Origin of the sequence: Collinsella aerofaciens (genome assembly GCF_039752985.1) — a bacterium.
GTDB lineage: Bacteria > Actinomycetota > Coriobacteriia > Coriobacteriales > Coriobacteriaceae > Collinsella > Collinsella aerofaciens_BT.
In genome coordinates this window covers 1-13,158 of record NZ_JBDMHA010000061.1, presented here as the reverse complement: position 1 = coordinate 13,158, position 13,158 = coordinate 1, and the positions used below count along the sequence as shown (strand labels likewise).

The following is a 13,158-nucleotide window of genomic DNA, read 5'->3' as shown; positions in this document are numbered from 1 at the left end:
GCCCGGGGAGCGGAGGCGGGCCGCAGTGGAGAGGCCCAAGCGACTGTTTACCAAAAACACAGGACTCTGCAGAAGCCGCAAGGCGACGTATAGGGTCTGACGCCTGCCCGGTGCCGGAAGGTCACGCGGAGGAGTTAGCCGATTCGGCGAAGCCCCGAAGCCAAGCCCCGGTAAACGGCGGCCGTAACTATAACGGTCCTAAGGTAGCGAAATTCCTTGTCGGGTAAGTTCCGACCTGCACGAAAGGCGCAACGACTTGGGCGCTGTCTCGACCATGGACCCGGTGAAATTGCACTGGTCGTGAAGATGCGACTTACCCGCGGAAGGACGGAAAGACCCCGTGAACCTTCACTGCAGCTTGGCATTGGCCGCTGGTCCCGCGTGTAGAGGATAGGCAGGAGGCACAGATCCGGAGGCGCCAGCCCCCGGGGAGCCGCCCTTGGAATACTGCCCTCGCGCGACCGGCGTCCTAACCCGAGGCCGTCAACCGGCTCGGGGACCGTGCCAGGCGGGCAGTTTGACTGGGGCGGTCGCCTCCTAAAGGGTAACGGAGGCGCGCGAAGGTCCGCTCGGGACGGTCGGCAACCGTCCTTTTGAATGCAAGAGTACAAGCGGGCTTGACTGCGAGGCCCACAAGCCGAGCAGGTGCGAAAGCAGGCTCTAGTGATCCGGCGGCCCCGAGTGGGTGGGCCGTCGCTCAACGGATAAAAGGTACTCCGGGGATAACAGGCTGATCTTGCCCAAGAGTCCACATCGACGGCAAGGTTTGGCACCTCGATGTCGGCTCATCGCATCCTGGGGCTGGAGCAGGTCCCAAGGGTACGGCTGTTCGCCGTTTAAAGCGGTACGCGAGCTGGGTTCAGAACGTCGTGAGACAGTTCGGTCCCTATCCTCCGTGGGCGCAGGAGAATCGATGGAGGCTGCCCCCAGTACGAGAGGACCGGGGTGGACGCACCTCCGGTGAACCGGTTGTCGACCAACGGCACGGCCGGGTAGCCGCGTGCGGCGCGGATAACCGCTGAAGGCATCTAAGCGGGAAGCCGTTCCAGGGATTAGTTCTCCTTCCGGTAAGGGCCCAGGTAGACTACCTGGTCGATAGACGGCAGGTGCAAGGCTGGCGACAGCCTCAGCCGAGCCGCACTAATCGCCCGAGCTCTTCCGGAACCGCACCTCGCGGCCCGCGGGACATGCGCTCTGAAGCGCGGTCCGGGCACGAGGATGCCCCCGAGTCACCTCCCCTATGCGCCATGCGGCCCCCAGGGCACGTGTAGAGTGAGACCCAGGACACCGTAACGGTGGGCGCCGCCCACCGGTCAGCGGCCAGAGCATGGGGGGCACGCCCGGTCCCGTTCCGAACCCGGAAGCTAAGCCCCATCGCGCCGAGAGTACTGCGGGGTCAGCCCGTGGGAGGCCAGGGCGCCGCTGACCGGTGGACGGCACCGAGCCGTACGCTTGAACTGAGAAGGGGGAGGCCTCGCGGCCTCCCCCTTTTTTGCGTTTACCGGGCGTAAATGACTCATTTACACCAGACGATCTTATCGTTTTTGGTATTGAGCTTTTATTTAAAGAAAATAAATCGAATAACAAGGGCAACTGCTATGACCGCAATGATCAAAAGCAGGATTGTCAGTCGATGCTGCTTGCGTCGTTTACTTGTCGAAACGAAGATTGATTTTCCCTGTTTTGGCGTTTCGAGATAGCGAGCCGAATGCGTCAAGGTTTGCTTTGGTCGAGGACCTCTTTGTCGATGAGTGGCGGATGCTTTCATCGGCTCATCACTAGCTGCGCTGTTTTTAGATAATGGTGCGTCTTTCAGATATACAGGGTCTCCCGAGGCGACGCCCATATGCTTACGTCCCGTTTGGGCATCCTCGAGCGTTTGATATCGATTTCTCGTCACATATTCGGGCTCTGCATCATTAATGGGCTCTTGCGAGATGTGGGGGCGACGGAACCGTGGCGGCTGCGTGGAAATATCTTCCCCCTGCGTCGGCATAAACATATTGTTCTGGTTTTGGTCGTCCATGATGCCCTTTAGCTCGTTACCAACAACGTGTACGCGCTCATTGTAAGCCCCTTGTTATTTGTAGCTGTGGACATACTCGTTATTTAAGCTCTGGTTCAAAGAACCTTAACCTTCCAAAAACCTGAGTCTTACTCACTTAGATATGCTTATAGTACTGGACTCAAAAAACTTTATAGTCGGTGTATATATGAGCACCGGGTGGGCATATATAAGAACGTCAAAAGAAGTCCCAGTCACCTAGAAGATGACTCGGCAGTCCTATAAAGGAGTGGTAAACATGGCAAGCATGGTTCCTTATCGTTCGGTTTTTGGCGTTCGTCCCTCTGCTAGCTCGCTGTTCGATCTGTTTGATGATATGAGTGACCTGGCGAACAGCTCTATTGCCTCCAAGGCGTTTCCCGTTGACGTTGAGGATAAGGGCGATGGCTATGAGGTCAAGGCTTATCTGACCGGCGTCGCCAAGGACGATATCGATGTCGAGCTTAATGAGGGCCGTCTGTCCATTAGCGTGAATGTCGAGGAAGACGAGGAGAACGAGGGCAAGAACTTCCTGCAGAAGGAGTTCAGCTCGTACAGCGCGACGCGTGGCGTATATCTGAAGGACGCTTCGAGCGAGGGTCTCTCTGCTAAGTATGCTGACGGCATCCTGACCGTTACGGTTCCCAAGATCGTCGAGAAGAAGAACGTTACGAAGATCTCCATCGACTAACGTTTCCGATGGTCAGAGCTTTTGAGCCAAGATAAAGGGGCTGGGATTTGATTCCCGGCCCCTTTTGTTTTATTGAGCGGTCTATACAATGGTTGTCGGTTGATACTGACTTGCAGGGCGTATCGAGAGTTTTCGCGATCCTTGGAGAAGGGTGGCGGAGCTACCGACCTCGTCATCCAGGGTTGCGGCTAGAGCTTTGGCATAGCTTTTGACGGTAAGGCTCGGACGATTGTTATCTTGGCTGATATGCATGGCAATGAGCTGTTCGGTGCGATCGGTAACAAGTTCGCGCGCGGCTTCGGCGGCTTGGTCGTTGGAGAGGTGTCCCCTTGCAGACAGGATGCGCTCCTGAAGAAAGCGGGGATATTCTCCCTCGCGCAGCATAGTCACATCGTGGTTGCTTTCGAGCGCGAGGACTCGACAATCTTTGAGGGTGTTCATGGCTTGGCTCGATAGCTCTCCGGTGTCGGTGGCAATGCCGATGGAATCATCGAGGGCATCGAATCGATAGCCGACTGGATTGATGACATCGTGTGATGTTGAGTAGGTTTGCACGTGGATGCCGGTAATGGATAGGGTGTCACCGGGATCGAATTCCTCGACAGGCAGATGCGAAAGATTTTCTTTGCTCGAAAGTGTGCCCCTGCTGGCAAAGAGGGGGCCGTGCCAGTGCTTGCACCAGACATCGAGACCCTTGATGTGATCGCTATGCTCATGAGTAATGAGAAGAGCCGAGACGTTGTCTGCCGAGAGCCCCAGTTCTGCCATGCGCTTTAATGTCTCGCGGCGAGAAAGACCGTCGTCAATCATGATGAGCCCCCGGGGGCCTTCGATGAGCGCGCAGTTGCCTTTTGAGCCGCTGCCAAGGATATGAAGGTGCAGACGAGACATAAGATTCCAAAGGATACAATGGGTGCGAACGAATAGAGGAGGAAGCAAATGCCAACGGTATCTCAGCATTATGGACACCATGCTGCATCGTGGGCTGATGATAAAGCTCTGGCAACGCGGCAGACGGCTGCCCCCGTGGTGCTCATGGTATCAGGTGGTGCGGACTCGACGGCACTGCTTCTTATGGCGTGCACATCAAAGTTGGATATTCAGGATGGGCGTGGTGTAGCTCCCATCGCGCGCGAGCGACTGCACGTGCTGCATGTAAACCATCATCTGCGCGGCAAGGCGTCCGATGGCGACGAGGCCTTTGTGCGTGAGCTCTGCGCGCAATATGGTTTACCGCTGTGTGTGGAGCACGCTTATTTTGATGGGGAGTCGGGCAATATTGAGGCCGCGGCCCGCGAGGTGCGCTATGCCGCGGCGCGGAGGTATGTTCGCGAACTCTGCGCCCAGACGGGGGCACCGCGAACGGCGGCTCGTATCTGCACCGCGCACACGTCTTCGGATCGCGCGGAAACGTTTTTGATGAACGCGATTAAGGGTTCGGGGCCCGCTGGTCTATCGAGCATTCCTCGCCGGAGGAATATCGTGGTGCGTCCCTTGCTCGACCTAACTCATGGCGAGCTTGTGGGCTATCTACAGGTACATGGTCAGCCGTGGCGTGAAGACGAGAGCAATGAGGATATCTCGTATCTGCGAAACTACGTGCGCCATCGGGTAATGCCAGTGGTGGCACAGCGTAATGCGAGCGTGTGCAAGACGATTGGCGCCGCCTGTGAGATCTTGGGTGACGAAGACGCGTTTCTATCCCAGCTGTCGGCGCAGGCGTTTCGAAGCTGCCTGCGCAAGGAGGCGGCGGGCGCGCTAGTGCTCGATGCCAGACGCCTTGCTGCGGCCGAGGTGGTAATCGCGCGGCGCATCGTGCGACTGGCGATTAAGCGCATCGATCCGGACGCTCGTCCAGAGATGCGACATGTGGAGCGAGTCCTTTCCTGCGTTGCCGAGGGCGCCGGCTCGGTCACGCTTCCGGCGGGGATTGACGCACGCATTGAGTTTGGCATGCTGGCGTTTAAGGCGCCGGCGGCTCGCGAGGGCCTGGTCGCGGACTGGGTTACCGTACCCGGTCGTTTGCCGTTGGGCGGGGGACGTATGCTGGTCACAGAACCGATGGCCGTTGAGCCGGGATGCGATATCGTGCGTCGCGCCCGTGAGCTTGCGGCTGCCGGGGAAGTGACAGCTTTGGTAGACGCGGCTGCCCTGGGTTTTGCCGACAGCGATAGTGAGCGGATCCTGGCGGGCTCGCGTGGCAAGATCCCTGTCGAGGCGCGATTGGCGCGCCTGTGGGTGGACGGTCCCGCACCGGGAGACGTGATGTGCCCGTTAGGGATGAGTGGCCGAAGCAAGAAAGTATCCGACTTGCTAGGCGAGGCTCGCATTCCCGTTTCCGAGCGCGCCGGCGTGCCCATGGTGAGGACGGCGCCGGGAGGTGCCGTGGTGTGGGTCGCCGGAGTTCGCGCGGACGAGCGTTTTAAGTGCACGGCCGCAACGCGCGTGGCATATCTGCTTCGTGTGGTCGATGCGGAATAGCGTCCTACGCCAGCTATTCTGTGCGGCGTTGACGGTATTCCCGCGCTGATGGTGCGCGGGCTGGAAAATATACCCCGTGCGCTGCTAGAATGTGTAGTTCGCGTCCATACGGCGGTGTGTGGGCGATTAAGCACAAGAAAGGGTTGTCATGGCTTCTCAACATCCGGATATCGAGAAGGTTCTGTTTACGCAGGAGGATATCGACGGTATCGTCTCTCGCCTGGGCGAGGAGATTACGCGCGACTACGCGGGTAAGGATCTGGTGCTGATTGCGGTCCTGCGCGGCGCCGTGGTCTTTATGGGCGACCTGATGCGTAAGATCGAGCTGCCGACCAACATCGATTTCATGGCTGTTTCGAGCTACGGCGACGGTGTGAAGTCCTCGGGTATCGTGCGTATCATTAAGGACCTGGATATCGACATCCGCGGTCGCGACGTGCTGATCGTCGAGGACATTCTGGACTCGGGCCTGACGCTCAAGTATCTGATGAAGAACCTCGAGAGCCGCAAGCCCGCTTCTCTGGAGGTCGCCGCCTTCCTGTGGAAGGACGTTGAGGACCGCGTCTCGGCCATCACGCCCAAGTATGTTGGAACCCATTGCCCCGATGCCTTTGTGGTGGGCTACGGCCTCGACTATGCCGAGCGCTATCGCAACCTTCCGTATCTGGGCATTTTGAAACCGGAGGTTTATTCGTAAGATGCCCGACGACCGTAACGACAACAATTCCCAGACTCCCCGGGACCCAAAGATCCCGGGGATGCCCGGAGGCAAGAAGCCCACGCGTACGGGCTGGCTGTATTTTCTTTTGGCTTGCGCGCTTCTGGGCTATGCCTTCTTTAATATGGGTTCCGGCTTTGCCAGCTCCAGCAATACCGTTAAGCTCGCGACGAGCGAGATGGTCAGCGCCATCAAGCAGGATCGCGTCGAAGATCTGACCTATACGGTTCAAGACGGAAGCGTGACGGGTCATTACTGGAAGACAAAAAAGGACAAGGGCGATACGAGCGAGCTCAAGAGCTTCTCTTCGACCTATGTCGGCTCCGATTCGCTTGCCGAGCTCATGGCGGAGCACCCCGATACCAAGTACATCGTCAACACCAACGATCCCGATTTTTGGGGCGACTTGGCGATGAGTGTGCTTCCGACGATCGCCCTGATCGCCATCATGTTCTACTTTATGCGCCAGATGATGGGCGCCAACAACAGGAACATGCAGTTTGGCAAGACCAACGCCAAGACCAACGAGGCCACACGCCCCAAGGTCAAGTTTGAAGACGTTGCCGGCGTGGACGAGGCAGTCGAGGAGCTCGAGGAGATCCGTGACTTTTTGAGCGATCCGGATCGCTATCGCAAACTGGGCGCCAAGATCCCGCGCGGCGTGTTGCTGGTTGGCCCTCCGGGTACCGGTAAAACGCTGCTGGCCAAGGCCGTTGCCGGCGAGGCGGGCGTGCCGTTCTTTAGCATCTCGGGTTCCGACTTTGTCGAGATGTTCGTAGGTGTCGGCGCCAGCCGCGTGCGTGACCTCTTTAAGGAGGCCAAGTCCCAGGCCCCGTCGATCATCTTCATCGATGAGATCGATGCCGTGGGACGTCAGCGCGGAGCTGGCTTGGGCGGCGGTCACGACGAGCGCGAGCAGACGCTCAACCAGCTGCTTGTCGAGATGGACGGTTTTGAGGAGAGCGAGTCGGTCATCCTGATCGCCGCCACCAACCGCCCCGACATTCTGGATCCGGCGCTGCTGCGTCCCGGTCGTTTTGACCGTCAGGTTACGGTCGACCGTCCGGATGTGAAGGGCCGCGAGCAGATCTTGCGCGTGCATGCCGAGAACAAGCCGATGGACGAGGACGTGAAGTTTGAGAAGCTCGCCCAGATGACCGTTGGCTTTACCGGTGCCGATTTGGCAAACCTGCTCAACGAGTCTGCGCTGCTGGCTGCTCGCCGCCATCGTTCCGTGATCTCGATGGACGAGGTCGAGGAGTCGATGGAACGCGTGATTGCCGGACCGCAACACAAGGGTCGCGTGATGACCGAGGCCGAGCGCACCACGATTGCCTACCACGAGAGCGGTCACGCCCTGGTGGGCCACATCCTGGAGCACTCCGATCCGGTCCACAAGATCTCGATCGTCAGCCGCGGTCAGGCTCTGGGTTACACGCTGCAGCTTCCGCAGGAGGACCACTTCCTCAAGACCAAGAACGAGATGCTCGACGAGCTCGCCGTGTTCTTGGGCGGTCGCGTTGCCGAGGAGCTCATGTGCGATGACATTACGTCGGGCGCGAGCAACGATCTGGAGCGCGCAACCAAGATGGCGCGCGAGATGGTCACGCGCCTGGGCATGAGCGAGGAGCTGGGCACGCAAGTGTTTGGCGAGGCGCAACATCAGGTGTTCCTTGGTCGCGATTACGCCGATCACCAGGATTACTCCGAGGAGACGGCGCGCCGCATCGATATCGAGGTTCAGCGCATTATGCGTGAGGCCCATCGTCGTGCGGTCGAGATCCTGGACGCCCGTCGCGATCAGCTCGATCTGATGGCGAAGGTGCTGCTTGAGCGCGAGACCGTCGAGGGCGACGCCGTGAACGCCCTGCTCGACAACGAGTGGAATGCCTACCTTGAGCGCGAGGGCGATATCCTGGCGGCCAAGGAGGAGCGCAATGCCAAGGCGGCCGGCATGCCGACCAAGAAGCGCGTGCCTCGAATGAGCGAGGAGGAGCTGGCGGCTGATGCCGCGGCCTTTGCGCAGGCGGCCATGCAGGAGGATGCCGAAGCCGCATCCGATGATGCTGACGATGACCATGCCGTCGTCGATGCCGACACCGACGCCGACAAATAGTCTTTGTGGCGAAAGCCTCCGCGGGGAAACCTGCGGAGGCTTTTTCTTTTGAGCGATATGGGGCCGTCTGTTGATTGGGGACAGACTTAAATGAGCGTTTTCACGCATTTAAGTCTGTCCCCAATCAACATTGCTGCGGCACTTTGCTCGGCTAAAGCGTACAATAGCGCCTATGCGAAAGGGGAACAGATGATCAACGAAACTATGTATGCTCGCGGTGCGGAAAGCTCCATCATCCGTGAGATTTTTAGCTATGGCCTTGAGCGCAAGGCGCAGATCGGTGCGGAAAACGTATTCGATTTTTCGCTGGGCAATCCGAGCGTTCCGGCACCCGCTGCTGTGGCGGAGTCCATTAAGAAGGCCCTGGAGCTGCCGAGCGACCAGCTGCACGGCTACACGCCCGCACCGGGCCTGCCGCAATGTCGTGCCGCTGTGGCCGAATCGCTCAACCGCCGCTTTGGCACGAGCTATGAGGGCAAAGACGTCTTTATGACGGTGGGTGCCGCGGCTTCGCTCACCTGCGCGCTCAACGCCGTTACGAATCCGGGCGACGAGGTTATTGTTATCGCCCCGTACTTTCCGGAGTATCGCGTTTGGATTGAGAAGGCCGGCTGCACGTGTGTCGAGGCGCTTGCCAACGAGGACACATTCCAGCTGAGCGTGGATAACGTATTCAAGGCGATCACCGACAAGACGGCAGCCGTCATTATCGACTCGCCCAACAACCCGACCGGTGCCGTATATACGCGCGACACGCTGACGCGACTGGCCAATGTTCTGCGCGAGGCCAACGCTCAGCGCGATCCCGAGAATCCGATTATGCTCATCTCGGATGAGCCGTACCGCGAGATCGTGTACGGTGCCGAGGTGCCTTGGGTGCCCTCGATCTACGAGCACACCATCGTGTGCTACTCGTATTCCAAGTCGCTGTCGCTGCCGGGTGAGCGCGTGGGGTGGATCTTGGTTCCCAACACCAATCCGCAGGCTGCCCGTCTGATGCCGGCCGTTGCCGGTGCCGCCCGTACGCTGGGCTTCGTGTGCGCGCCGGCGCTCTTTCAGCGCGTAATTATCGACTGCATCGATGAGCCGAGTGACGTTGAGGCCTATGCACGCAACCGCACCGCGCTTACCGACGCACTAGCGGAGTATGGCTACACCTATGTTGAGCCGGATGGCGCGTTCTACCTATGGGTGAAAGCATTGGAGCCCGATGCGAATGCGTTTTGCGAGCGCGCAAAGAAGTATGAGTTGCTTGCGGTTCCCTCGGACAGCTTTGGTATGCCGGGTTGGTTCCGCCTGGGCTATTGCGTGAGCTACGAAACGATTGTCAATTCGCTACCCGCTTGGAAACAGTTGGCGGACGAGTATCGTTAAAAGTAAAGCGCTCTGCCTACAATGTTTTACGTGAAACGGGGTTTGGTGTTAAGCCGGACCCCGTTGTCATGGACGTTGTGTCTTTGGGATGGAGTGGTTTTACGACTATCGAAGGCTATGCGTACAATGAATATAAGCGACGGCCGTGCCAGATAAGGAGACCTGATGCCCTACCTGCTTTCTTGTGACATTCATACCCATACGATGTTCTCTGCGCATGCATATTCGACCATTGAGGAGAATGTGTACTGGGCGGCAGAGCGTGGTCTGCAGGTGCTCGGATCTGCCGACCATTTGAGCTCTATGGTTACGGCTTGCCCCAATGACCTGCGCAGTTACCAGTTCTTTATCAACCAGGATATCTGGCCGCGCATTTGGAGCGGCGTGCTGGTGCTGCGTGGTGCCGAGGCCGATATCGTTTCGCTGGACGGAAGCCTGTTTGGCGAGGACACTCCTGTCACGCTCGATATTGCCGGCGATTCGTACAGCCGTCAGCATTCGCTGTTCGATTTGGTTACGCGTAATTTGGATTATTTGGTTGCGAGCGTGCATAATCCGCAGATTGCTGAGGGCGCGACGCTGGCCCAGACGACCGAGATGTATATCAATGCCCTGGAGCACCCCAAGGTGTTCATGCTGGGTCACACGGGGCGTTCGGGCGTGCCGTTCGATATCGACGAGGTGCTGTTGGCAGCTAAGGCCAAGCACAAGATTATCGAGATCAACAACCATAGTCTTGAACACGGTGTCGACACTGAGCATTGGGCCGTATGCCGCAAGATTGCCGAGCGCTGCGCCGAGCTGGGCGTGGGCATTGGCGTGTCGACCGATGCCCACATTGGCATGGCCATTGGCAAGCTCGATCACGCGCGCAAGATGCTCGACGAGATTCACTTCCCACTGGATTTGATCGTGACGCGCGACCGCGAGACGCTGCTGTGCGAGATGGCGGCAGCCGGCGTGTGCGATCTGCGCAATGGGATGTAGCGGAGTTTATAAACCAAGCGAAGGGGGCGGCCCAGGCGGGTCGCCCCCTTTCTTGTCCCAAAAATCTACTGAGGTTGGTTAGCGGCGTTCGAGGACCGCTACGGTTTCGGTGTGGTCGGTGTGAGGGAACATGTCGACTGGCGTGATCTTGAGCAGGCGATAGCCTCCGTCGAGGAGCTGGTGCAGGTCGCGCTCTTGGGTCACGGGGTTGCAGCTGATATAGGTGATGCGGCGCGGCTTAAGTGCGCAGGCAGCTTCGAGGAACTCGGGCGTGGAGCCGGCGCGCGGCGGGTCGATGGAAAGAACGTCGACGCGTTCGTTGTTGTCGGCGGCATCCAGGATGTAGTCGGTGGCGTCGTCGGCCATAAACCAAGCGCTGCGGGTGAGGCCGTTGAGCTCGGCATTGCGACGTGCGTCGGCAATGCCCGCCGGGTTGCGCTCAACGCCGAGCAGCATAATGCCGATACCCTTGTTCTGGGCATCTTTAGCTGCGCAAAGACCGATGGTACCGCTGCCACAGTAGGCATCCATGAGCACATCGCCCTGGTGCAAATCCATGCCGTCGATAGCGAGCTGATAGAGCAGCTCAGTCTGTTGCGGGTTGGTCTGATAAAACGCGGTGGGGGAGATGTCGAATTCGCAGCCGAGCAGCTGATCGCGCATGCATTCGGCGCCATACACGATGCGGGTTTCCTCGCCGAGGATGGCGTTGCCGGGGCGTCCGTTGATGTTTTGGGCGACGGTGACGATGCGCGGATCGAGTGCGGCGACAGCCTCAAAGAACTCCTGCGCATGCGGCAAGTCGCGCTGAGCGGTCACGAGCGTGACCATGACCTGGTCGGTACGCCAACCGCAGCGGACGACGGCATAGCGAAGCAAACCAAGATGCTTGTCCTCATTAAAGGCGGGAATATGCAGCCGCTCAGCTTCGCGTGCGATGCCGTTGAGAATCTGACGGGCGCCCGGTGCCTCGACGGGGCATTCGGGTACGGCAACGATCTTGTGCGTGCCGCGCTCAAAGAAACCGCAACGGACGGCGCCCTCCTTACCGGGAGCAAAGGGAGTGGCAGCCTTATGACGAAAGCCACGCGGTGCAGGATATTTGCCCGGGTCGCCCAGGGTGACACCCATGCCACGAATAGGATCTACAGCAATGCCCTCACGCTCACAAAGCGAAGCAAAAAGCTCCTCCATAGCAGCCTGCTTGGCGGCGAGCTGCTTCTTATAAGGACGATTGAGCGCCGTGCACCCACCGCAAGCTTTCATGATCGAACAGGGGGACTTGGGGTCCACAGCCTTACGCGCAGACGAAACCCGATCTTTATGCGAGCGCTTGGAGCGAGTCTGAGATGCCTTATCCTCGTTCCGACGAGAGCCGGGACGCTTGGCCTTAGCCTTGCCCTTGGCCGACTTACCCTTCGCGTCCTGAGACGACTTGGATTTCTGAGAAGATTTTTTCTCCTCTGACCCCTCAGCCGCCTCGATCAAAGCACGACGAGCCTTACGCTCCGCACGAGATTCTGCCATGAATTAACCCCACTAATTTACAAATTGAAAGCTGAAAGCATTGTACCGTGCCAAGCTAGCGGACGATATACAAGCGCCTATTTCATGTCAGTGATAAGTCCAACGATGTTTGCCCGGCGTGGGCGGGGAGCGGCGCGTAATTAAGTTTATCGCGAGTTCCGCACGCAAAGGAAAGCACTTAATGTGCTTTCCGTCTTGCGCAGGACTGTAGAGCAGGAAACTTAATTACGCGCCGCTCCCCGCCCACGCTGGGCAAACCCTCCCTTGTACTCCATCTCACTAAAGTGTATGATTCTGGACGTTACACGAATCACTTTACTTAACTAAAGTGCCATCAAGGGGGGATACCATGAGCACCGATATGTCTCGTCGTCAGTTTGTTGGTCTAGCCGGCTCGCTCGCCACGGTGCTTGGCCTTGGTCTTGTCGGTTGCGGCGGTGGTGCCGGCAAGGGCTCCGCTGCTGGCTCTGCCGCGGCCAAGGATGTGAAGGGTGCTGCGGAGTCCAAGAAGCTCGTGGTGGGCTTCGATAAGTCCTATCCTCCGTACGGCTTTGTGGGCGACGATGGCGAGTACACCGGCTTTGATCTCGATCTGGCCAAGGCTGTTGCCGATAAGCAGGACTGGGAGGTCAAATACGAGGCCATCGACTGGGACGCCAAGGATACGCTGCTTAACTCGGGCGCCATCAACTGCATCTGGAACGGCTTTACCATGGAGGGGCGCGAGGATGACTACACGTTCTCTGAGCCGTACATGCTCAACGAGCAAGTGCTCGTGGTCAAGAAGGACGCGGGCATCAAGAGCTGGGACGATCTTGCCGGCAAGACCGTGATTACCCAGACCGATTCCGCTGCGCAGGATGTGCTCGAGGGTGACCAGAAGGATCTGGCGGCGACGTTTGCCACGCTCGACACGATCGGCGAGTACAACACGGCCTTTATGCAGCTCGAGAGCGGCGCGGTCGATGCCGTGGCGTGCGACCTTTCGATTGCCCAGTATCAGCTTGCCGCCAAGCCCGATGCCTATACGCAGCTTGATGAGCCGCTGTCCAGCGAGCACTACGCCGTTGGCTTTAAGAAGGGCGACACCAAGTCGGCCGATGCTGTAGCCGAGTCGCTCAAGGCGCTCTACGAGGACGGCACGGTCAAGGACCTCTGCGATAAATATTCAAGCTATGGTTTGTCTTTCGATAATTGGGTGCTCAAGTAATGTCTATTCA

10 protein-coding genes and 2 rRNA genes are annotated in these 13,158 nt (G+C 58.6%); 9 read left to right on the top strand and 3 right to left on the bottom strand.

Annotation, left to right across the window (positions count from 1 at the left end; translation table 11 throughout):
• Together ABHR76_RS08160 and rrf are read left to right on the top strand one after the other, a co-directional pair.
• Positions 1-1,165, top strand: a 23S ribosomal RNA gene (locus tag ABHR76_RS08160); the annotation flags it as partial.
• Positions 1,166-1,312: 147 nt separating this feature from the next.
• Positions 1,313-1,428, top strand: a 5S ribosomal RNA gene (rrf, locus tag ABHR76_RS08155).
• 130 nt (positions 1,429-1,558) lie between these two features.
• On the opposite strand, the gene ABHR76_RS08150 is transcribed toward rrf, so the two are convergent.
• A complete protein-coding gene (locus tag ABHR76_RS08150) occupies positions 1,559-2,026 on the bottom strand; it encodes a hypothetical protein (protein WP_138375038.1) in 468 nt (155 codons plus the stop codon).
• Between the two features lie 277 nt (positions 2,027-2,303).
• Between ABHR76_RS08150 and ABHR76_RS08145 the strand changes: the two genes are divergently transcribed.
• Positions 2,304-2,735, top strand: coding sequence for an Hsp20/alpha crystallin family protein (locus ABHR76_RS08145; RefSeq protein ID WP_035138719.1), 432 nt, complete (start codon positions 2,304-2,306; stop codon positions 2,733-2,735).
• Between the two features lie 81 nt (positions 2,736-2,816).
• On the opposite strand, the gene ABHR76_RS08140 is transcribed toward ABHR76_RS08145, so the two are convergent.
• Positions 2,817-3,626 (bottom strand): MBL fold metallo-hydrolase, encoded by an 810-nt coding sequence (locus tag ABHR76_RS08140; RefSeq protein ID WP_149926514.1) that lies wholly within the window; start codon positions 3,624-3,626, stop codon positions 2,817-2,819.
• Positions 3,627-3,674: 48 nt separating this feature from the next.
• Between ABHR76_RS08140 and tilS the strand changes: the two genes are divergently transcribed.
• The 5 genes from tilS (at position 3,675) to ABHR76_RS08115 (ending at position 10,411) form a co-directional block, all read left to right on the top strand.
• Positions 3,675-5,216, top strand: coding sequence for a tRNA lysidine(34) synthetase TilS (gene tilS, locus ABHR76_RS08135; protein ID WP_196022818.1), 1,542 nt, complete (start codon positions 3,675-3,677; stop codon positions 5,214-5,216).
• 148 nt (positions 5,217-5,364) lie between these two features.
• Positions 5,365-5,913, top strand: coding sequence for a hypoxanthine phosphoribosyltransferase (hpt, locus tag ABHR76_RS08130; RefSeq protein WP_022093938.1), 549 nt, complete (start codon positions 5,365-5,367; stop codon positions 5,911-5,913).
• A 61-nt stretch (positions 5,914-5,974) separates the two neighbouring features.
• Positions 5,975-8,050, top strand: coding sequence for an ATP-dependent zinc metalloprotease FtsH (gene ftsH, locus ABHR76_RS08125; protein WP_346977298.1), 2,076 nt, complete (start codon positions 5,975-5,977; stop codon positions 8,048-8,050).
• A gap of 189 nt (positions 8,051-8,239) precedes the next feature.
• Positions 8,240-9,424 carry a pyridoxal phosphate-dependent aminotransferase gene (locus ABHR76_RS08120; protein ID WP_118081740.1) on the top strand — a complete coding sequence of 395 codons (1,185 nt, stop codon included), beginning with the start codon at positions 8,240-8,242 and terminating at the stop codon, positions 9,422-9,424.
• Positions 9,425-9,589: 165 nt separating this feature from the next.
• Positions 9,590-10,411 (top strand): phosphatase, encoded by an 822-nt coding sequence (locus tag ABHR76_RS08115; protein WP_022093941.1) that lies wholly within the window; start codon positions 9,590-9,592, stop codon positions 10,409-10,411.
• 78 nt (positions 10,412-10,489) lie between these two features.
• Here the strand turns inward: ABHR76_RS08115 and rlmD are convergent, their stop codons facing one another.
• The gene (gene rlmD, locus ABHR76_RS08110) at positions 10,490-11,938 is read right to left on the bottom strand and encodes a 23S rRNA (uracil(1939)-C(5))-methyltransferase RlmD (protein WP_196022801.1); all 1,449 of its coding nucleotides are present in this window, start codon (positions 11,936-11,938) and stop codon (positions 10,490-10,492) included.
• Positions 11,939-12,287: 349 nt separating this feature from the next.
• Here rlmD and ABHR76_RS08105 point away from each other — a divergent pair, with 349 nt between their 5' ends.
• On the top strand, positions 12,288-13,148 hold the full coding sequence (locus ABHR76_RS08105; RefSeq protein ID WP_346977297.1) for a transporter substrate-binding domain-containing protein: 861 nt from the start codon (positions 12,288-12,290) through the stop codon (positions 13,146-13,148).
• Positions 13,149-13,158: the final 10 nt, after the last annotated feature.

Excerpts from the sequence above, each read along its gene's own strand:
- ABHR76_RS08145 (WP_035138719.1), top strand. The coding sequence starts at position 2,304 with ATGGCAAGCATGGTTCCTTATCGTTCGGTTTTTGGCGTTCGTCCCTCT.
- ABHR76_RS08120 (WP_118081740.1), top strand. The coding sequence starts at position 8,240 with ATGATCAACGAAACTATGTATGCTCGCGGTGCGGAAAGCTCCATCATC.
- ABHR76_RS08140 (WP_149926514.1), bottom strand. The coding sequence starts at position 3,626 with ATGTCTCGTCTGCACCTTCATATCCTTGGCAGCGGCTCAAAAGGCAAC.
- hpt (WP_022093938.1), top strand. The coding sequence starts at position 5,365 with ATGGCTTCTCAACATCCGGATATCGAGAAGGTTCTGTTTACGCAGGAG.
- ABHR76_RS08115 (WP_022093941.1), top strand. The coding sequence starts at position 9,590 with ATGCCCTACCTGCTTTCTTGTGACATTCATACCCATACGATGTTCTCT.
- ABHR76_RS08105 (WP_346977297.1), top strand. The coding sequence starts at position 12,288 with ATGAGCACCGATATGTCTCGTCGTCAGTTTGTTGGTCTAGCCGGCTCG.
- ABHR76_RS08150 (WP_138375038.1), bottom strand. The coding sequence starts at position 2,026 with ATGGACGACCAAAACCAGAACAATATGTTTATGCCGACGCAGGGGGAA.
- tilS (WP_196022818.1), top strand. The coding sequence starts at position 3,675 with ATGCCAACGGTATCTCAGCATTATGGACACCATGCTGCATCGTGGGCT.
- ftsH (WP_346977298.1), top strand. The coding sequence starts at position 5,975 with ATGCCCGGAGGCAAGAAGCCCACGCGTACGGGCTGGCTGTATTTTCTT.
- rlmD (WP_196022801.1), bottom strand. The coding sequence starts at position 11,938 with ATGGCAGAATCTCGTGCGGAGCGTAAGGCTCGTCGTGCTTTGATCGAG.